Origin of the sequence: Silvanigrella paludirubra, from assembly GCF_009208775.1 — a bacterium.
In the GTDB taxonomy this organism is placed as follows: Bacteria; Bdellovibrionota_B; Oligoflexia; order Silvanigrellales; family Silvanigrellaceae; genus Silvanigrella; species Silvanigrella paludirubra.
Window position 1 is genome coordinate 171,760 of the sequence record NZ_WFLM01000004.1, and the last position, 17,766, is coordinate 189,525.

Here is a 17,766-nt window from a genome sequence, read left to right on the forward strand (position 1 = left end):
TAAAAACCAATTTCAAAGAAATATTCATTATGGGATTTGTGTAGTCGATTTTTTGAATTTTTCAATAAATTTATCAGCTCCTTCTTCTTTTAAAAGCTTTAATAAAGTTTTATCTGAGAAAGACTCAAATTCATCAGACTTTAATACTTCTTGAAAATAATCTACTGCTTCTTCAATTCTATTTGATCTATAATATGCCATTCCTAAGTTAAAATTAATGTGATCTTTATATTTTTTGAAAAAATATAAAGCATTTTTATAAAATGAAATTGCTTCATCAAACTTATCACTTTTAACAAGGACAACACCTCTGTTATTAAAATAACTTGCAAGTGATTTACTTTCAAAATCTCCTTCAATTTGATGATAGAATAACTTTGCCTCTTCGTAATTTCCCGAAATTGATTTTGATTTTATGAGACCTGTTAATGCAGATTTATCTTTTTTATTTTTTTCAAGCACTTCATGAAATTTAGTTTCTGCTTCGTATGTTTTATCTAATCCTAAAAGAGCTTCTCCAACCATCACTTTATGATTTAAATTTTTTGGACTTTTTGCCTCTAACTTTTCAAAAATCATTAATGCTTCTTTATTTTTTCCAGCTAAACAGTATGCTTTTCCTAGAGTATTCATGGTTTTTAGAGTTTCAAATGTGTTCAATTTAGATTTGTCTTTTAGCATTGAATTAAAAAACTGAATTGCTTCTTCGTAATGTCTGCGTAAAATAAGAAGCTCGCCTTTTAAATATAAAAATTTATGATTATTTTTTATCTTATAAAGTACTTTTTCATCTTTAACAATTTCTTCACATTTTTCTAGGTTTTCTATATTTATAAAATGCTTTAATTCATTTATTTTTTGTAATTCAGGTTTTGTGAAATGATAGTCTTTTCTGACTTCTTCAAGTTTTTTAATTAAATCTGCTCTATTTATTACTTTAGGAAGAGTGTAATGAATATCAAGTTCAGCAATTAAAAAAGTATCATCAGGAGTTAAATTATGTGAAATTGCAATCAGTTCAATATGATCATAGTTAAATATTTTTCTTATGTTTTGTGAAAACGTACTTCCTGGTATTTCAATTGAATTCCAATTAAATAATATGAAATCTATTTTTTCATAGTTTTCTTTTAGTATTTCCATGGTATCTCTAATAGATCCACTGTTTAATACTTCAAAGTTTTCACTAGATTTTATAGCAGTACTTAAATAATTTCGGGCATTGGGTTCACTTTCCACAAGTAATATAACTGTTTTCTTTTCTGAAATGGTTTCTTTGATAGGCTCCATTTTCTGAATCCTTGAAATCAGCAAATAAAATTAAACTTTTTAAAATTATATTATAATTTAAGTTAGATTTAAAAGATAAGCGACATTTTTAAGATAAGTTTTTAAATTTGATTTTTATAAATAAATGATAATTTTAATTTGCTGTAACGTTAGGTTGTTCTTCATTGGATAAGACGTTTTCTTCTAAATTATTTTCTTGAATGCCTTGTGGTTGGACCATAGCATAGCCGTAGGCTCCATCTCGCCAAGCATAAACGCGCTTAATTTTACTAGAAGCAGCTTGAATTTTTTTCAGTATTTTTTGTTTAGGAAATGAGTTTTCATTTTTTTTGGTTAATTTTACAATATAAAGTACGCTTGGTTTAGACTGTTGTAACTTTGTTTTTTGTATATTTTGGTTGGGTTCCATTGTAATACTAACGCCTTGTTGGCCTTTGTATAAAAAGAAACGTCCTTCATAAGCCGAATAACTTTGAGCGAGTTGTTTTGGAATAACAGGCTCAAAAGATTGATCTGGTAATGAGTCCATAGAAAGTTGTGGGAGAGCATTAGAGTCTCCAACAAGATCAAAGTCAGGTGGCATTGCATTTGCGTCTTGCATGGAAGAAACCATTTCAGAAATAAAGTCATAATTTGAATTTTCAAAAACATGTAAAAGGCCAAATGTAACAGATGCTGCTACGGCTGCTGTGATAAAATGCGAAAATACTTTTTTTTCGTTTTTATGATATACATTCTTAAATTTTTGAATTAAATTACTGAAATACTGATTTTTTTCTTTTTGAGCTTTATTTGAAAGCAAATGTTCTAGCATACGCTTTTGATCTGAAGATAAAGAAACTTGATTGTAATGGTTTTTAACCTGATCCTTCCAATTTTCTTTTAAATTTTCAAATTTTGGATCATTTGGTAACATTTTAAAAACACCTCAAAGTATAATTCTTCCTTCTTTAGTATATACGATTAAAAAGGTTTTTTTATTCCAAATCTTGTCAGTTTGACTTTAGTTTTTGGAGAGTGCGAGATAGCGTACTCATGACGGTACCTATTGGGATGCCAAGAATAGCTGAGATATCTTTATAGGAATAGTCTTCAGCCGCAAGAAATAAGATACTTCTTTGCCTATCATTGAGCTGATCAAGCCGTTTTTTCCAATTGTCATCTAGGGCAAGGCGATAAAATTCTTTTTCAGATTTTTTTAAGTCATCTGTATTATTATACAAATCATTTTGGAGAGGCTCGGCATACTCAATAGAAATTGTATTTAAAGTATCTTCCGAAGAGTCAAACTTCCATTTTTTATTTACTTCTCTATCATCAATATATGTGTTTTTGACAATTCTAAAAAGCCAATTTTTAAAATGATACTGAATATCAGGACTTTGAAACAGGGAATCGACTTCTTCATTCGAGTTTGCTTGAGCATTGTAATTTAATACAAACTTTTGAAATGCTTTTAAAGACTTAAGCAATGATGTCTGATGTATGTCTTCCGCTTTGGTTTTATTGTTACAAAGACTGAAACTAAAACGAAACATAGCATCCCAATATTTCTTTGATTGGGATACAAATTGTGTGTTCCAGTTTAATTCAATTTCTACAACTGATTCAACGTATTTAGTATTATCCATTGTTGCCATTTTTGTAAAACTGGGACTCCTTGTATGACTTTATAATCATAGTAAATGATACTTTTCCAACTGCTGCTAAAGGCACAGCTAATAAAATACCATAAAACCCAAACCAATCACCAAAACAAAGCACAGACAGAATTACCAGAGAAGGGTGTAATCCTGAGAATCTTCCCATGATCCTTGGAGTGATGAATAATCCATCTAAACATTGTACCGTTAAAAAAGCCAGAGATACAGTTAAAATAAGATGTCCATCCGCTGAGTTTGTAACTAATACAAAAAAACATAGAAAACTTCCAACAAGAATATCCATATAGGGTACTAATCGGGCGCAGCCGGTTAAAACGCCAACGGCAATTGCTGTTGGTAAACCAGCTATAAGTAATGCACTTGGATAAAGGACACATAATGTTAGAATGACAATAGACTGACCACGTAAAACAGATCTTAATTTTTTATCTACTTCTTCAATAAACTCTATAAAAACAGGTTTGATATCAATGGGAACTAATTCAAATATTTTATTATGAATTTTATTGAAATCACGCATTAAAAAATAAGAAAAAAACGGTGTGAAAATAACCATAATTAAAATTGATGCAATAAATCTTGTACTCGCTCCTATGCGAGATATTAATGTTTCACTTACTTTTTCAACATTAATAGGTAACAAATCATATAAATGAATTACGTTGTACGATTTTTGTCCTGTTAATTCTGCAATTAATCCTTGAATTTTTGGGAAAAGAGAACCTTCTAAGTAAGTTTTAAATCCAGGTAGAAGTTTAATTAAACCTTGAAGCTGTTCAAATAAAATAGGTAAAAATATCCAGATGGCAAGTAAGGATAAAACAGTAAGAATAATAAGTGTTGCAAAGGAAATGAAAGACCTTTTAATCCCTTTATTTTCTAAAAATTCAAACAATGGATTAATAAGATAGGCAGCCACAAATGATATAATTAATGGTCCAATGACAATATTTAAAAATAAAAAAAGACAGAGTGTGATTAAAAAGAAACATAAAAAAAATATTTTTCCTCTGTAACTTTTCATTTTATCCCTTATCTACGCCTCTAAGTTTTATAAGTTCTTTATCTGTATTCTGAATGTCTTGAATGATTTCGTATAACTCTGTGTCTTTCAATAATTTTTCAAGTTCTTCAGGAAGTCCATCTTCATATGCTTCGTATAAATTTCTTCCTAATTCTGCGAAAAGCTCTTTTCTTTTTTGAACTAATTGTACTTTTCCAATTTGTTTTTTAGCTTCATCGACACCGCGTTTTATCTCTCTAGTACTAATTTTTGCAGCATCAGATAATGTTTCTTGAATTTTTTTCCAATCAAAAGAAAAATTATGATTACTCATGTTTTGCTCCTATTCTGTTGCGGCAAAGGAAAGCTCTTCTACAATAAGGCTTCCAAAACCTATAGCAAATAGGAAAAGAGCGAAGTAAGCAAGAGCTATTGGAGGAAAGGTAAATAAATTTGAAAGGAAGGAACAGGCAAAAGAAGCTATAACAAATGGCATGGTGTATTTGAAAACCAAAGAAAGTTGCCTTTTTGGTTTTATCATTCCAAGATCCATTAATAGGCGTATGCGAGAGCCTTTTTCAGCTCTATTTTTAGCAAGTAAAATAGATTCTCTTAAAAGAAGGGTAAGTAAGGCAAGTGCAAAAACTTCTGGAGTTTGAAAAATGAGCGCAAATATAATTGAAATAAGATGAAATGCTACAAAATATAGTTTTTGAATATGGTATTTTTGAATTATGTAAGTAAGAATTAAAAATCCTAAAGAAACAAAGCAGCCAATTAAGGAAACATATAAAGGATGCGACGCACAGTTTATAATTATAATAAGAAACAAAAAAATAAAAATAGAAATCATATTTTTCTGGCTAAAGAGAGACATTTTTTACGAAGTCCTTTTTTAAAAATAATCATATACTTTTCTATTATAACACAATCTATTTTTTTTACTAATGTTCTTCTTGCTCAAGAAGATGTGGTCTCTGAAAATACATATGTTCCTGACTTTCGAGCTGGGCATAATTTAGCTTTATTCTATTCTGCGGAATATTCTAATTGGACTTTGAATCAAAACTCAACTTCAGTTGAAACGGAAAAAATAAAAGCATTATCCCAAACAGCAGTGAATTCAGGATTATTTATAAGATACTCTTATCATATAAATATTATTTCAAACTTTGGTTTTTTTGTAGGAACAACTGCTGGCTTGTTAATTGATATGACCTCGTATGGGCAATTAAGGCAAGGATATGGAGTGGCTTTTCCTACAATTATGGCAGGTTTAGCATTAAATATAGGACAGAAATTTCGTATTTTTTCTGGGGCTGAATACGGAGCAATTTGGTATCCAGAAATGTCAATTACTACGGATATGGGAGTTGCAAAAGTGATTGCACCCGTTCCAGATATGTATTCCGTTTACGGTGGATTTGATTATTTTATTGCTAGAGATAAATCGCTATTATTTCAAATGGGATGGAGAAGGCAAAATGTGATGAACTTAAATAATGGTTCATCTAATACATATTTAAATACTTTATCTATTGAAAATAATAGTTACTTTGCACAAATTGGTGTTGTATTTCAAATTGGTGATATTAATCAAGCAATTAATTCAGTATTACCAAATACAAGTTTTTAATTATTCAGTAAATTGAATATCTTTTACTTCGTAGTATTTTTCGCCGCGAGGTAAGTTAACTGTTACGATATCACCAACTGCTTTATTAATTAATGATTTTGCAAGGGGGCTTGAAATAGAAATAGCATTATTTTTAATATCTGCTTCAAGATCACCAACAATTCTATAAGACTTTTCTTCGCCTTTTGTATCGTCGCTAACGTCAACCAAGGAAACCATAGCTCCAAATACAACTCTATCTGTTTTGCCTTTGCCTACATTAATAATTTGAACTCGACCCAATTTGTCTTCGAGTTCCATAATACGACCTTCAATAAATCCCTGTTTTTCACGTGCTGCGTGATATTCTGCATTTTCAGATAAATCACCAAGAGCGCGGGCTTCTGCTATTTCAGAAATCACTTTAGGTCTATCAATTGTTTTTAGTCTTTTTAGCTCTTCTTTCAGTTTTTCATGTCCAACCGAGGTTATTGGAATTGGAGAATTAGATTCAATTGACATAAAAATTACCTTTTATAATTTGGATAAAAAAAGAAACAAACCGAACTTTTCACCAATTATCTTGATAACAAAGATCGATTCGCCAGAAGTTTTTTAGGCAAAATGCCTACAAACTAGTTTTAGTTCACTGTGTTGTGAACCTCCCTTTTCCTTCAAAGGAAGAAGCTTGTAAAATTAGCCTGCGGGCTGAAAGTTGAACCTTCAGCCCGCATTCTCTTATTACATGCCCGTATCATTACATGTGTTCAATGACACATCAATAGGATAGCATGGTTACTTTCTCGCTTCAACATACTTTAATCTTAGGTCGTAAAGCAAACTTGAAAGCATTTCTTCTTCAGATTGAGAAAGATTTCCCTTTGTTTTCTTTTGAAGGGTTTCGAGCAGTTCAATATTGTACTTAGCAGATTCAATATCTTTGTGATGTGCATTGCTCCCTGGTTCTGGAACAATTCCAAGACCAACTAGAGCTGCGTTCCCTAAAGAAAGCACTAAAAGATCAAATAAAGAATGTTCTTGCATTGTCATTTTCTCCTAAAAACGCCCAATATAGGCTTATCATATTATTGAAGGCTTTGGATACATTTTTTGGGGTTAGGCTTTTTATGATTTATTAGAATCCAGACAAAGTCTTAAATTTCCATTATTTTCGATTAATATTTCTTCAGCTTTTTTTAAATCTTGGTATTTTAAATAAACACAAGCCAATTTCACTTTGCCTTGACAAAAATTTAAGGCTTCATGCGCTGTTTCTAAATTAACATTGCTAATACCCGAGACAATATATGCTGCTCTTTTATTCAATTTTTCATTTGTTGCAACTAAGTCAACCATATAAGAGTCATATGTTCTATTTAAACGAATCATCAAGGTGGTCGTTAGCATATTCAAAATCACTTTTTGAGCTGTTCCCGCTTTCATTCTTGTGGAACCCGCAATAACTTCGGCACCTGTATTAGAAAATAACTTGATTTTAGATTCATTTAATAAAGGGGAATTTGAAGAGGATGAAATTCCAATAGTAAGTGATCCGGCTAAATTAGCAGTTCTTAAGACCCCTAAAGTATAAGGAGTTCTTCCGCTAGCAGCAATACAAATAAAAATGTCCTTTTGTGTTGGTTTTAATTTTTTAGCGTCTAATTCACCTTGCGATAAATTATCTTCCGCATTTTCTACAGCTTCCGTTAAAGTCTTGTGACCACCCGCAATTAAAAAAAGAGATTTATTTTTGGGCCATGAAAAGGTTGGGTAAAGTTCCGAGCTTTCTTGAGCAGCCATTCTTCCGGAAGTTCCTGCTCCAGCAAAAATAATTCTTCCTCCGTTTTCTAGTAAAGGCAGACATTTGCTAACAGCCGTATTTAATTCTTCTATTAATTTTTTTATAGAAGCAACGGCATTTAATTGTGATTCTAAAATAGATTCCAAAATATCTTTGGTTTCCCATAGATCAATTTTATTATATTTATCAGACTTGTTTTCTGTATCCATAATTTTTTTTACTTTATAATTTTAAATTTTTGTTTATTTTTTGCTTTTTCTTTTGTTGCCTTGATCTTTTCTTGATCTTGCATCTCATTTTCATGAATCAGATTTTTAATTTTTGAAGCGAGTTCATCCATAAAATTTTGAGTTTGTAAAATTGATTTTTGCACAGCTTCTTTTCCTAATACTTCGGTGATTTGTCTAATAAACTCATCTGCATAGGCTGTTTGAAGTAATAATACATCGGCAATTTCTTTTATAAATACCTTTTCACTAATTTTAAATGCTTTTAATACTTGACGCAAATGATTAATTGTTACTGTTTGTTTTGAAGCTTGTTCATTTAAAGCAAGCCAAATACTCCAATTTCTTTTGTCTGGTTTTTTTGTAAACATAATGCAGATTTGTATATCTTCTTCATTATTGAAGCTAAAATATACCTTTTCATCAAGTGTCATACGTTCAAATAATTCAAGTATTGTATTGATTTCGGGAAGCATCTAGAGCCTTCTTTTCTGCTATTGTTAAGCCTTTTAAGAGTGCTTCACGAATTGTCTGACGAATGAACTCCTTTGTTACTTCAATGGCGTTTTGAATGACAACGAGGTCTTCAGGCGTATAAGAATTTTCTGTTACTTCAGTATTAATACATTTAAAACATTGTTCTTGGATATTATACAGATAAATTAGTTTACTAGTATATAACTCATATCTCAAATCTATATTTAAATCAGCATCATCAAGAGGAGAGCAAATTTCTCCAGCAAGCTCTTTATAAAGCTCGTAAGAGACATCTACTTTCAATGGATTTGCTTGATTTCTCTGCACCATCTAATATCCTTTAATTATATCAGTATGTTGTGACAGAACCTGGAATGGGTATGAAACATAACCATTCACTGAAAACATCATCGGAGTTCCTATAAATTTCTTTAGAGTTGTTTTTGGGTATAAAAATGACAGATTTGATAAAAAATAAAATATCAAAATAATTAAAATTAAAAATAATTTCTGTTATTTAATTTCATAAATTATTAATTATATCTTTTTTGTAATTTAATATTAACTTTTAAATTAAATATTATTCGTTAAATAATAACTATTAAGTAACAAAAATATTTCTTTTTTGTTTTTAAGAATATAAATATTTTATAATTTGGAGAATTTAATGAGAATATTAATTATAGAAGATTCAGAAAAAACCGCTTCCTTTTTAAAAAAAGGTTTGAAAGAAAAAGGATATATTGTTGATGTTGAAAATGATGGAATGAAAGGATATATAACAGCTCAAACAAATATTTATGATCTCATTATTTTAGATGTAATGCTTCCATCTATGGATGGTCATGAAATTTTAGAAAAATTGAAAAAAATTAAAGATTATAATACTTTTATAATTATGGTAACTGCAAAAGATAGTACTTCAGAAATTGTTCATTGCCTTCAATTAGGTGCAGATGATTATTTAGTTAAACCAATAACATTTCCAGAATTAGTTGCCAGAATTAAGGCATTGTTAAGAAGATCACCTGTAAATGTTAAAGAAAGTTTAATTTTTGATGATCTTGAAATTGATCTAAATAAGCAATTAGTAATTAGAGAAGGAAAAGAATTGTTTTTATCAAAAAAAGAATTTCAAATATTAGAATTATTAGCAAGAAATAATAAAATTACTGTATCCAGAAATGAGTTATTAGAAAGCATATGGAATATGACTGAACTTACAGATAAAAATATTATTGAAGTACAAATTAATCGTTTGAGATCAAAATTAGACGAAGGATTTGATAAAAAATTTATTAAAACGGTAAGAGGCGGTGGCTATATGTTTGATGATGGAATAGATTAATTAGAATAATAATTTGTTAAAAAACTTTTACGATGTAATGGGCAAATTCCAATATTTTGAATGATATTTAAATGTTTTGGAGTGCCATAGCCCTTATGCCCTGAAAAACCAAAAGAGGGGTATAAAGTGTCTTGGTTAATCATGAAAGTATCACGGTAGACTTTTGCAATAATACTTGAAAAACCTACACTAATAAATAATCCATCTGCTTGGGTAACTGTTGCTTGAATATTTTTTTCAAATTCTATTGGTACTTTAATAAAATGTTTGCCATCCATTAAAATAATAGCCTGATTTAAATTAGGATAAATATTCGAATTTGATGAAGACTGAAATGTATAATAGAGATTATTTAATGCTCTGGCAATAGCAAGTTGAACCGCATTCCAAATGTTAAATTCATCTACTTCTTGCGAAGATGCTTCACCCAATGAAAAATAAATACACTCATATTCATTTGAATAATCTGAATGCTTTTTATTAATAAATAAATCAGATTTATAATGTAATTTAGTTTTAGAAGAGACGAGCTGATTTAAGTTATTTGGATTTATGTTTGAAAATGGGATACTTGATAAATTAAAATTATAATCGCTAAGTATAAGATCGAAACATTGAGCCCTTTTTTTTTCTGAAAGTTTTTTACTATCATCAATAAAAGAAACCCAATTTTGATTTTTGGTTTTAAAGTTTGGATCATAACCTTTGAGCGTCCAAAGGCTAACACAACTTAGCACAGGACCAGCAACACATCCTCTGCCAACTTCATCAATAGAAATAATCAAAGGAACATCGGTTTTTAACTTTTGTTCCTTTGTAATGGTATCTAAAAGAAATTGCTCATTCTGAAAGGCATTTTTTTTTAAGTTCATTTAAAATGAACTTTATTGAAGAGCGTTAATTTGATTTAATATCACTTGTTTTGGTTGGTTACCAACAAGTTCAGCTACTTTTTGTCCATCTTTAACAAAAGCTAAAAATGGAATATTACGAATGTTAAAGCTTGCTGCAAGTTGAGGATTGTCTTCCACATTAACTTTACAAACTTTGATTTTACCTGTTTGTTCTTTTGCAATTTGTTCAAGAACAGGTTCTAAAGATTTACATGGTCCGCACCAATCTGCCCAAAAATCAACTAAAACAGGAATTTTACTTTCTAAAACTTCAGTTTGAAAGTTATGATCTGTAATTTTAAATACTAAATCTGACATGAGTTACCCTTTCATAAATAAAAATGTGAGTTCTCATGCATAAGAGAATCTCAACCAAGCTATAAGATGTATCGGGTATGTGCATCGGTCAAGAGGTTCTTCTTGATTAATCTACCTCAATGTTCCTATGCTCAACCGTAACTAATGGAAAACTCTCTCTAAAGATTTTAGCGAGCTCTTCTGCAATGGCAACACTTCTGTGTTTTCCTCCCGTGCAGCCAATCCCTATTGAAAAATAATGTTTTCCTTCTTCAAGATATAGGGGGTAGAAAAACTCAATTAAATCCTTAACTTTTTTGATAAAAATAGGGACATTTGGATCGCTAAATACATAATCTTTGACATGTTGAGTAAGACCCGTCAAATCTTTTAAATGCGGCTCATAGTGGGGGTTTTTAAAGCAGCGTACGTCAAAAAGGGTGTCAAGATCGGATGGTGTTCCATGTTTAAATCCAAAGGAAGTGATATTTAATAAAAAATGGCTGTTTGAATCGGATATAGAAAAATGTTTATGAATAAATCTTTTCAAATATTGAGTTGGCATATGTGACGTATCTAATGAGCGGTGTGCTAAATTTTTAATAGGTTCTAAAGTGCTTTCATCAATTTTGATGATATCCTGTAAGCTTGATAATGGGTGCAAAACGCTTAAAGGATGTTGCCTCCTTGTTTCTCTAAAACGCCTTAAAATAACGTCATTAGATGCTTTAATATAAATTATTTGTAAATTACATGACTTCATTAATCCAGGATAGATGCTTTCAAAAGTAACAGGATTGTCTGGATCTCTTGAATCTAGGGCAAGCGCAATATGAGTTGCTTTTAAATTATTAGATTCTACAGACTCAGCAAAAGATTTTAATAAAACAGCTGGCAAATTATCAATGCAATAGTAACCTAAGTCCTCTAGGGCATGTATTGCAATTGTTTTTCCTGATCCCGCAAGTCCAGATACGATAATTACATTTTTTTTATTAGTGATACTATTTTCAGTGGATTTTTTCATGAATTCTCCAAATATAATAATATTTCTTCTAAATTATTTGCAGATAAAATTCTTTTACGTAACGTTTCTATTCGCATTGATCTGCAAATATTTGCCATAATATTTAATTTTGAAATTTTAGGGGTTTTAGGATATTTTGGAGATAAGATAACAAAAAATAACTTTGTTGGTTCATGGTCAAAAGAGTCAAATTCTACCCCCTTTTTGGAAAGAAACAAAAAGAGCTCCGTTTCATTAATTTTTGAAATAAATGTATGCGGTATCGCAATGCCAAATTCAACACCAGTGCTCGCTTTTGTCTCACGTTCTTTTAAACCAGTAAAGATTTCAACTTTATCATGATTTTTTTTTGAAACTGAAATTTTTTCAGCAATTTCTTTTAAAATGTTTTCTTTTGAATCTGATTCTAGAAATAAGCTAGCTGACTGGTTTTTAATTAAATTGCGGATGATTTGAATTGTCATTATATTTGGCCGCTTTTATAATAGTAACGTTATATGGTAAAAAGTTTATTTACCTGTATTCTAATAGGTAAAAAAAAACTTTCTGTCAATCATTACTATACCATTCTCATTCCAGGAGAAAAAGAAGATCAAAAAAAGAGGTAGATAATTCATATCTACCTCTCTCTTTGCAAATAAGAAGTTACTTTAACTTACTTTACGAGTACGGTCTTCAAAGTTTGAAATGTAGTGTGATTCATATTTATCAAAAATGTTTTCATCATTCTTAGCAAAACGTTTGTTTCTTCTTAAATTAATAACGTTATAATCGGAATCATTGTTTACAGATGAAAACTCTATTCTTTTATGAATACGGCGTTTCACATTTTTTCTAAGTGCTGACTCAAGTTTATTTACAGCTTTGTCAACAGAATGAGCTACATCATTAGCACTTGCATTTACACAAATGTTTATTTTACCAGAGTTAACCGCAAGTTTAACATGATGCTCAATACCATCTAAACTAAAAAAAGCCTTAACAACAGATGAATTAGTTGAAAATTTCTCTACACAATCACTTATTTTATTTTCAATAAGTTCACGTACTTGTTTGGATTTTGGGAAATTAATGAATTGTACTTCTACTTGCATGTAGCCTCCTGAGAAAGGTAACAGAACTAAAGCAAATCAAAGATTTTCATTTGTATTAAGGGGACAAATGAAACTAAATATTGTATAATAATATACAATATTTAGTTCAAAATACCACCAATTGGCTAAAGAGTCAACTTGAATTAGGTAAATGATTAGAAGCGTTGTATTCTTTTTGATGAGGACATTATGCCTAGTGATTCTCTATATTTAGCAACAGTTCTTCGAGCTATTTTAATCCCTTTATTTGATTCGATTTTTTCTGATATTTCTTGATCCGATAATGGATTTTCTTTGTTTTCTGATTTTATGATTTCAGCTACAAATTGTTTTATGGACTCATTTGCAAGTTCTTTTCCTGAGTTACTTTCTACAGCAGTATTAAAGAAATACCTTAATTCAAATATTCCTCTTGGTGAATAAAGATACTTGTCTGCTGTTGCTCGTGAAATTGTGCTTTCATGTAAATCGAGTTCTTGTGCAACAATTTTTAATGTTAAAGGATTTAAGTGTTCCACACCATTTTCAAAAAAATTTTCTTGATGTTTAATAATTGATTCAACAACTTTAATAATTGTTTTATCTCTATCTTTTAATGATTTTACAAGCCATTTTGCAGATTTAATATTTTCATTAATATATTTAAAAGTTTCTTTAGAATGAATTTCATTCAAATCGCTTTTAATGCTTTTAATTAAATTTGAATATTTTTTTGATAATTTTAACCGAGGTAAGCCATTATCATTTGTACTACATATCCATTTACCATCTCTTTTAAAAACATAAACATCAGGAATTATAACTTGATTTGATTGCTGTCCAAATTGTCTTGCTGGTCTTGGGTCGAAATTTGATTTAATAAAACGAAAAGCATTTTTTATTTCTTCTACTGAGGTTTTTTCTAATTTTGCTACCTTAATAAAGTTCTGTTTTTGAAATTCTGTCCAATATTCAGTTAATAGTTTTTCAATATATTTAGGCTTTTTCTTTAATTTATGAAATTGCAATAATAAACACTCTTGCAAGCTGCATGCACCAATTCCTGTTGGTTCACATTTTTGAATGGTTTCAATTGCAAATTTTACATCATCATAATGAATGTCATGATTTTCTGAAATGGTTTTTATATCTGTATTTAAAAATCCAGTATCATCTATGTATTGCAAAATAGTATAGATACATTCTTTTTCATAGGAGCTAAGTCTCATTACAGCAATTTGATTTTCAATATGAGAATGTATAGAGTTGGTTGAAGAAGTATCTGCAAATTCTCTTTTTTGATCATTTGAAGATATTTCTTCATTGCTTTTTATGTCATTGTATCTTTCCGTATAATCATTTTGATTATAAGAATTTTGAAGAGCTCTTTTTAATTCTTCATAATGTAACTGATTATTTTCTTCTTGTTTTGCAACACCAACAAGGCAAGGATTTTTTTCAAGCTCATCTATGATTAACTTTTCTAGTTCAAAACGACCTAGGGTTAATATAGTAATGGAATGTTTTAGCTCAGCTGAAAGCGAAATTTTTTGGGTAGTTTTCAGTCCTTGCTTTATTTCCAAAGCCATTCAAAGTTTCTCCAAGCTATCTTATTAAATGTAAAACGGTTTCTGGGATTTGATTTGCTTGTGCTAAAACAGATGTCCCTGCGGTAACAAGTATTTTACTTTGTGCAAATTTAGCAGATTCAGCTCCGTAGTCTGCGTCCCGAATTCTAGACTGAGCAGCACTCAAATTCTCACTTCCGATATCAATGGAGGTGATAGTTGAGTTCAATCTGCTTTGCAATGCTCCAAGTGCTGCTCTTGTTTTAGTCACTTTAAGCATAGAGTCATCAAGTGCCGAAAAAATATCTTCTGTTTGACCTCCTCCAAGCTCTCTTCCATTTTCTCCTTCGATACTCAATTCAGAAAGTTTTGTAAGAGAATCATTTAACTCAGTTAAATCATCAAATTTAAGAGTAATTATTTCATTATCTTCATTTGTTTCACCATCTGATTTTCTAAAATTTACTCCAACTTGAATATTAATATCAGTTTGTTCTTCAGGAGATAGAAGTTTTCTTCCATTAAATTCTGTTTGGTCTTTTATGCGATTCACTTCTTTTCCAAGTTCTTGAAATTCTTTATTCAAAAATGATCTTTCTGTTTCACCAACCGTATCGCTAGCCGCTTGTGTTGTCAGTTCTCTCATTCTAATTACTATATTATTTAATTCACTTAAACCACCTTCACCGGTTTGTAAAAATGAAATACCATCCGAAGCATTTCGTTTTGCTTGAGCAAAGCTTCTAATTTTTGCTCTCATTGTTTCTGAAATAGCAAGACCAGCGGCATCATCTGAAGATTTATTAATTCTTAGTCCAGAAGATAATCTTTGCAAACTATCTGTTAATTCTGTTTGGCTTTCACTTAACTGTCTTTGAGCCATTAAACTATCAATATTAGATTTAATTCTAATTCCCATAAAAAATATTCCTTAAATTTTTTTAACGTAACAAAGATAAAGCCATTTCTGGTCGTTGATTTGCTTGTGATAGAATGGCAAGTCCACCTTGAGATAAAATTCTGCTTTGTGATAACTTTGCAGTTTCTTCTGCAAAATCTGTGTCACGAATACGGCTATTTGCTGCCATCATATTTTCTGTGTTTATGGAAATATTACTTATCGCTGAATTTAATCTGGATTGAGTTGCACCTAAAGTTGCTCTTGTTGATGCAATCATATTTAAACTTTCATCAATCGTATTTAAATTTGATGCAATTTGTTCTCTGTCTTCTCCAGCGAGAGAAGTGTCCTTTAATCCTAAAGATTCAGAGTTAATTCCTGTTGACTCTTCTCCAAATTGTAACGTTAAAATATCATTTTCTGTTCCGTTATAACCAACTTGTAACGTTATTGGGTTTTCAGAAGTCTGTCCTGATAATAATTTTCTACCATTAAATTCTGTTGTTTCAGAAATACGATCAATTTCTTGTGTTAATTGTTGATACTCTTTATCAATATATTGGCGTTCTTGAGATCCAACTGTATCACTAGCAGATTGCATAGTTAATTCACGCATTCTTATTAGAATATTTGTTGTTTCGTTAAGCCCACCTTCTGCTACTTGGACTAAAGAAACACCATCATTTGCATTTCGTTTTGCTTGCATTAAGCTTCTTGTTTTTGCTCTTAAACCTTCAGAAATAGCAAGTCCTGCAGCGTCATCTGCAGATTTATTTATTCTAAGTCCAGAAGATAATTTTTCCATGCTTGAGGTTAAATCTGAATTATTATTTGATAAAAACCTTTGGGCTGTAAGAGATTCTACGTTGGTTTTTATGCGAAGACCCATAACTTTTTCCTCCTTGATTGCCTGATAACCGCATAAGTGGAATGCGGGGCTGTTCGCAGTACCAACCTTGATACTTTGCGAACTTATGAGTCATTCACCTGTGTTCCATGGTGTTTCCGTGACCCATGTTTTCTTATCGAGGAAATAAATTGGTAAATTAGAAAAAATTATAGAAAATATAAAAATAATTAATTAAATTAATAAAATCATAATGTTGTATAAAAGTGTTATTTTATCTGTTTTTTAGGCTATTTGTTACTTTTAATACGAAATTATTGAGGTTTAGAAAGAACCATTTTTACAATAACTTACAAATATCTCACAATTTTCTTGACTTTTAGGGCGACTTCTGGTTCTCTTTCATAGGTTATAAAATGTTTTTTTACATAAAAACTAGGGGTATCGTAATGAATCGTCTTGACTCGATTAGTTTTGGCAAAATTGTGCAAATTAGAGAGCAGTTATTGAAGCTGCAAGCTACAGGAAAAAAGGTTTATCGCCTAGAGTCAGGTGATCCAAGTTTTTCAATTGCACCGCACATTACTGCAGCAATAGAAAAAGCACTTCATGATGGAAAAACTCATTATATTCCAAATAATGGAATACCAGAACTTTTAAAAGCTCTTTCCCAAAAACTTTATAATCAAAATAAAATTAAAGTAACAGAAAATGATATTTTTGTAACTAATGGTGCAATGCATGCTTTATATGTTGTTTTCCAATGTATGCTAGAGCAAGGCGATGAAGTTATAGTTCCCGAACCGCTATGGACTGAAATTGGAGAAAACATTCGTTTAGCAGGTGGTGTTACTGTATCTGTTCCTTTAACAAGACAAAATAATTATCAATATTCATATGAAGATATAGTTAAAAAAATCACCTCTCGTACCAAGGCAATCTTTGTAAATTCACCTCAAAATCCATCAGGTGCAATTGTTCCAAAAGAAGAATTACAACGTATTGCAAATTTAGCAGCAGAGCGTGGATTATGGCTTGTTTGTGATGAAGCCTATGAAGATCTAGTATATGAAGGAGAGCATTATTCACCAGCAAGTGGTTTAGAAGGATATGATAAAGCAATTTCTTTATATTCATTTTCAAAATCACATGCGATGAGTGGATTAAGAGTAGGTTATATTGTAACAACAAATAAATCTTTAAAAGAAAGAATTCCAAAGTTGTTACGTTGTACAGTAAATGGAATTAATAGTATCGCGCAATGGGGTGCATTAGCCGCAGTAACAGGACCTCGCGATCATTTAAATTATATGTTATCTGAATACAGAATTCGCCGTGAAATTATTTTTAATGCTGCTTCAGAAATTCCTGGCATTATCCCTTTTAAACCACAGGGTGCGTTTTACTTATGGTGTGAAGTAGAACCTCAATTATTGCAAAAATTGCAAATTAAATCTGTTTCTCAACTTTCTGACTTTTTAGCAGAACGTGGTATTGGTAGTGCTCCTGGTGATAGTTTTGGAATAAGCTGTGCAAATGCGATTCGTTTTGCTTTTAGTTGCAGCACTCAACAAGTAACTGAAGGTTCCAAAGCTTTAAAAGAAATTTTAATGCAAGATAAATAATTAAAATTTTTATTAACACTTTTCTTTAATAAAGTTAGATCCTACCTATTAAATCATTGAAGCAATGTTATTTTTATATTTATTGTAATTTTAGCAGTGCTTTCAAATAA

The 17,766-nt window shown here is 30.4% G+C and carries 22 protein-coding genes; 3 read left to right on the forward strand and 19 right to left on the reverse strand.

What is annotated here, in order from left to right; translation table 11 throughout:
• Positions 1 to 27 precede the first annotated feature (27 nt).
• From GCL60_RS11405 to GCL60_RS11430, 6 genes are all read right to left on the reverse strand, one after another.
• Positions 28 to 1,290 carry a tetratricopeptide repeat protein gene (locus tag GCL60_RS11405; protein ID WP_153420785.1) on the reverse strand — a complete coding sequence of 421 codons (1,263 nt, stop codon included), beginning with the start codon at positions 1,288 to 1,290 and terminating at the stop codon, positions 28 to 30.
• A 133-nt stretch (positions 1,291 to 1,423) separates the two neighbouring features.
• A complete protein-coding gene (locus GCL60_RS11410) occupies positions 1,424 to 2,206 on the reverse strand; it encodes a hypothetical protein (protein WP_153420786.1) in 783 nt (260 codons plus the stop codon).
• A 76-nt stretch (positions 2,207 to 2,282) separates the two neighbouring features.
• Positions 2,283 to 2,921, reverse strand: a complete 639-nt coding sequence (locus GCL60_RS11415; RefSeq protein WP_161998180.1) for an RNA polymerase sigma factor — start codon at positions 2,919 to 2,921, stop codon at positions 2,283 to 2,285.
• Positions 2,914 to 3,978, reverse strand: coding sequence for an AI-2E family transporter (locus GCL60_RS11420; protein WP_153420788.1), 1,065 nt, complete (start codon positions 3,976 to 3,978; stop codon positions 2,914 to 2,916). The genes GCL60_RS11415 and GCL60_RS11420 overlap by 8 nt, the downstream gene beginning before the upstream one ends.
• Position 3,979: 1 nt before the next feature.
• Positions 3,980 to 4,291, reverse strand: coding sequence for a hypothetical protein (locus GCL60_RS11425; protein ID WP_153420789.1), 312 nt, complete (start codon positions 4,289 to 4,291; stop codon positions 3,980 to 3,982).
• 9 nt (positions 4,292 to 4,300) lie between these two features.
• A complete protein-coding gene (locus tag GCL60_RS11430; protein ID WP_153420790.1) occupies positions 4,301 to 4,834 on the reverse strand; it encodes a hypothetical protein in 534 nt (177 codons plus the stop codon).
• A gap of 93 nt (positions 4,835 to 4,927) precedes the next feature.
• Here GCL60_RS11430 and GCL60_RS11435 point away from each other — a divergent pair, with 93 nt between their 5' ends.
• Positions 4,928 to 5,593, forward strand: coding sequence for a hypothetical protein (locus GCL60_RS11435; protein WP_153420791.1), 666 nt, complete (start codon positions 4,928 to 4,930; stop codon positions 5,591 to 5,593).
• Here GCL60_RS11435 and greA read toward each other — a convergent pair whose 3' ends face one another.
• From greA to GCL60_RS11460, 5 genes are all read right to left on the reverse strand, one after another.
• Positions 5,594 to 6,094 carry a transcription elongation factor GreA gene (gene greA / locus GCL60_RS11440; protein ID WP_153420792.1) on the reverse strand — a complete coding sequence of 167 codons (501 nt, stop codon included), beginning with the start codon at positions 6,092 to 6,094 and terminating at the stop codon, positions 5,594 to 5,596. It abuts the gene before it with no gap.
• Positions 6,095 to 6,367: 273 nt separating this feature from the next.
• Positions 6,368 to 6,622: a DUF1844 domain-containing protein gene (locus GCL60_RS11445; protein WP_153420793.1), complete on the reverse strand. Its 255-nt coding sequence runs from the start codon at positions 6,620 to 6,622 to the stop codon at positions 6,368 to 6,370.
• Positions 6,623 to 6,697: 75 nt separating this feature from the next.
• Entirely contained in the window at positions 6,698 to 7,582 is an 885-nt protein-coding gene (locus GCL60_RS11450) for an N-acetylmuramic acid 6-phosphate etherase (RefSeq protein ID WP_153420794.1), read from the reverse strand.
• Between the two features lie 8 nt (positions 7,583 to 7,590).
• Positions 7,591 to 8,076 (reverse strand): hypothetical protein, encoded by a 486-nt coding sequence (locus GCL60_RS11455; RefSeq protein ID WP_153420795.1) that lies wholly within the window; start codon positions 8,074 to 8,076, stop codon positions 7,591 to 7,593.
• Entirely contained in the window at positions 8,048 to 8,407 is a 360-nt protein-coding gene (locus GCL60_RS11460; RefSeq protein ID WP_153420796.1) for a hypothetical protein, read from the reverse strand. The genes GCL60_RS11455 and GCL60_RS11460 overlap by 29 nt, the downstream gene beginning before the upstream one ends.
• Positions 8,408 to 8,744: 337 nt before the next feature.
• On the opposite strand from GCL60_RS11460, the gene GCL60_RS11465 reads away from it, so the two are divergent.
• On the forward strand, positions 8,745 to 9,425 hold the full coding sequence (locus GCL60_RS11465; protein ID WP_153420797.1) for a response regulator transcription factor: 681 nt from the start codon (positions 8,745 to 8,747) through the stop codon (positions 9,423 to 9,425).
• Here GCL60_RS11465 and GCL60_RS11470 read toward each other — a convergent pair.
• The 8 genes from GCL60_RS11470 to GCL60_RS11505 form a co-directional block, all read right to left on the reverse strand.
• Entirely contained in the window at positions 9,422 to 10,297 is an 876-nt protein-coding gene (locus GCL60_RS11470) for a ribonuclease HII (protein WP_153420798.1), read from the reverse strand. The genes GCL60_RS11465 and GCL60_RS11470 overlap by 4 nt on opposite strands.
• A 12-nt stretch (positions 10,298 to 10,309) precedes the next feature.
• Positions 10,310 to 10,636, reverse strand: coding sequence for a thioredoxin (trxA, locus tag GCL60_RS11475; protein WP_153420799.1), 327 nt, complete (start codon positions 10,634 to 10,636; stop codon positions 10,310 to 10,312).
• A gap of 106 nt (positions 10,637 to 10,742) precedes the next feature.
• Complete coding sequence (gene rapZ, locus GCL60_RS11480; protein ID WP_153420800.1) at positions 10,743 to 11,642, reverse strand: RNase adapter RapZ; 900 nt, start codon at positions 11,640 to 11,642, stop codon at positions 10,743 to 10,745.
• The gene (locus GCL60_RS11485) at positions 11,639 to 12,106 is read right to left on the reverse strand and encodes a PTS sugar transporter subunit IIA (RefSeq protein ID WP_153420801.1); all 468 of its coding nucleotides are present in this window, start codon (positions 12,104 to 12,106) and stop codon (positions 11,639 to 11,641) included. The genes rapZ and GCL60_RS11485 overlap by 4 nt, the downstream gene beginning before the upstream one ends.
• A 186-nt stretch (positions 12,107 to 12,292) precedes the next feature.
• Positions 12,293 to 12,736: an HPF/RaiA family ribosome-associated protein gene (locus tag GCL60_RS11490; protein ID WP_153420802.1), complete on the reverse strand. Its 444-nt coding sequence runs from the start codon at positions 12,734 to 12,736 to the stop codon at positions 12,293 to 12,295.
• Between the two features lie 155 nt (positions 12,737 to 12,891).
• The gene (gene rpoN, locus GCL60_RS11495) at positions 12,892 to 14,304 is read right to left on the reverse strand and encodes an RNA polymerase factor sigma-54 (protein ID WP_153420803.1); all 1,413 of its coding nucleotides are present in this window, start codon (positions 14,302 to 14,304) and stop codon (positions 12,892 to 12,894) included.
• Between the two features lie 16 nt (positions 14,305 to 14,320).
• On the reverse strand, positions 14,321 to 15,202 hold the full coding sequence (locus tag GCL60_RS11500) for a flagellin N-terminal helical domain-containing protein (protein WP_153420804.1): 882 nt from the start codon (positions 15,200 to 15,202) through the stop codon (positions 14,321 to 14,323).
• Between the two features lie 22 nt (positions 15,203 to 15,224).
• Positions 15,225 to 16,073: a flagellin N-terminal helical domain-containing protein gene (locus tag GCL60_RS11505; protein ID WP_153420805.1), complete on the reverse strand. Its 849-nt coding sequence runs from the start codon at positions 16,071 to 16,073 to the stop codon at positions 15,225 to 15,227.
• Between the two features lie 407 nt (positions 16,074 to 16,480).
• Here GCL60_RS11505 and GCL60_RS11510 point away from each other — a divergent pair, with 407 nt between their 5' ends.
• Positions 16,481 to 17,656: a pyridoxal phosphate-dependent aminotransferase gene (locus tag GCL60_RS11510; RefSeq protein WP_161998181.1), complete on the forward strand. Its 1,176-nt coding sequence runs from the start codon at positions 16,481 to 16,483 to the stop codon at positions 17,654 to 17,656.
• Positions 17,657 to 17,766: the final 110 nt, after the last annotated feature.

Bases quoted from the DNA above. Each gene is read 5' to 3' on its own strand.
- GCL60_RS11405 (WP_153420785.1), bottom strand. From the start codon at position 1,290: ATGGAGCCTATCAAAGAAACCATTTCAGAAAAGAAAACAGTTATATTA.
- GCL60_RS11410 (WP_153420786.1), bottom strand. From the start codon at position 2,206: ATGTTACCAAATGATCCAAAATTTGAAAATTTAAAAGAAAATTGGAAG.
- GCL60_RS11415 (WP_161998180.1), bottom strand. From the start codon at position 2,921: ATGGATAATACTAAATACGTTGAATCAGTTGTAGAAATTGAATTAAAC.
- GCL60_RS11420 (WP_153420788.1), bottom strand. From the start codon at position 3,978: ATGAAAAGTTACAGAGGAAAAATATTTTTTTTATGTTTCTTTTTAATC.
- GCL60_RS11425 (WP_153420789.1), bottom strand. From the start codon at position 4,291: ATGAGTAATCATAATTTTTCTTTTGATTGGAAAAAAATTCAAGAAACA.
- GCL60_RS11430 (WP_153420790.1), bottom strand. From the start codon at position 4,834: ATGTCTCTCTTTAGCCAGAAAAATATGATTTCTATTTTTATTTTTTTG.
- greA (WP_153420792.1), bottom strand. From the start codon at position 6,094: ATGTCAATTGAATCTAATTCTCCAATTCCAATAACCTCGGTTGGACAT.
- GCL60_RS11445 (WP_153420793.1), bottom strand. From the start codon at position 6,622: ATGACAATGCAAGAACATTCTTTATTTGATCTTTTAGTGCTTTCTTTA.
- GCL60_RS11450 (WP_153420794.1), bottom strand. From the start codon at position 7,582: ATGGATACAGAAAACAAGTCTGATAAATATAATAAAATTGATCTATGG.
- GCL60_RS11455 (WP_153420795.1), bottom strand. From the start codon at position 8,076: ATGCTTCCCGAAATCAATACAATACTTGAATTATTTGAACGTATGACA.
- GCL60_RS11460 (WP_153420796.1), bottom strand. From the start codon at position 8,407: ATGGTGCAGAGAAATCAAGCAAATCCATTGAAAGTAGATGTCTCTTAC.
- GCL60_RS11465 (WP_153420797.1), top strand. From the start codon at position 8,745: ATGAGAATATTAATTATAGAAGATTCAGAAAAAACCGCTTCCTTTTTA.
- GCL60_RS11470 (WP_153420798.1), bottom strand. From the start codon at position 10,297: ATGAACTTAAAAAAAAATGCCTTTCAGAATGAGCAATTTCTTTTAGAT.
- trxA (WP_153420799.1), bottom strand. From the start codon at position 10,636: ATGTCAGATTTAGTATTTAAAATTACAGATCATAACTTTCAAACTGAA.
- rapZ (WP_153420800.1), bottom strand. From the start codon at position 11,642: ATGAAAAAATCCACTGAAAATAGTATCACTAATAAAAAAAATGTAATT.
- GCL60_RS11485 (WP_153420801.1), bottom strand. From the start codon at position 12,106: ATGACAATTCAAATCATCCGCAATTTAATTAAAAACCAGTCAGCTAGC.
- GCL60_RS11490 (WP_153420802.1), bottom strand. From the start codon at position 12,736: ATGCAAGTAGAAGTACAATTCATTAATTTCCCAAAATCCAAACAAGTA.
- rpoN (WP_153420803.1), bottom strand. From the start codon at position 14,304: ATGGCTTTGGAAATAAAGCAAGGACTGAAAACTACCCAAAAAATTTCG.
- GCL60_RS11500 (WP_153420804.1), bottom strand. From the start codon at position 15,202: ATGGGAATTAGAATTAAATCTAATATTGATAGTTTAATGGCTCAAAGA.
- GCL60_RS11505 (WP_153420805.1), bottom strand. From the start codon at position 16,073: ATGGGTCTTCGCATAAAAACCAACGTAGAATCTCTTACAGCCCAAAGG.
- GCL60_RS11510 (WP_161998181.1), top strand. From the start codon at position 16,481: ATGAATCGTCTTGACTCGATTAGTTTTGGCAAAATTGTGCAAATTAGA.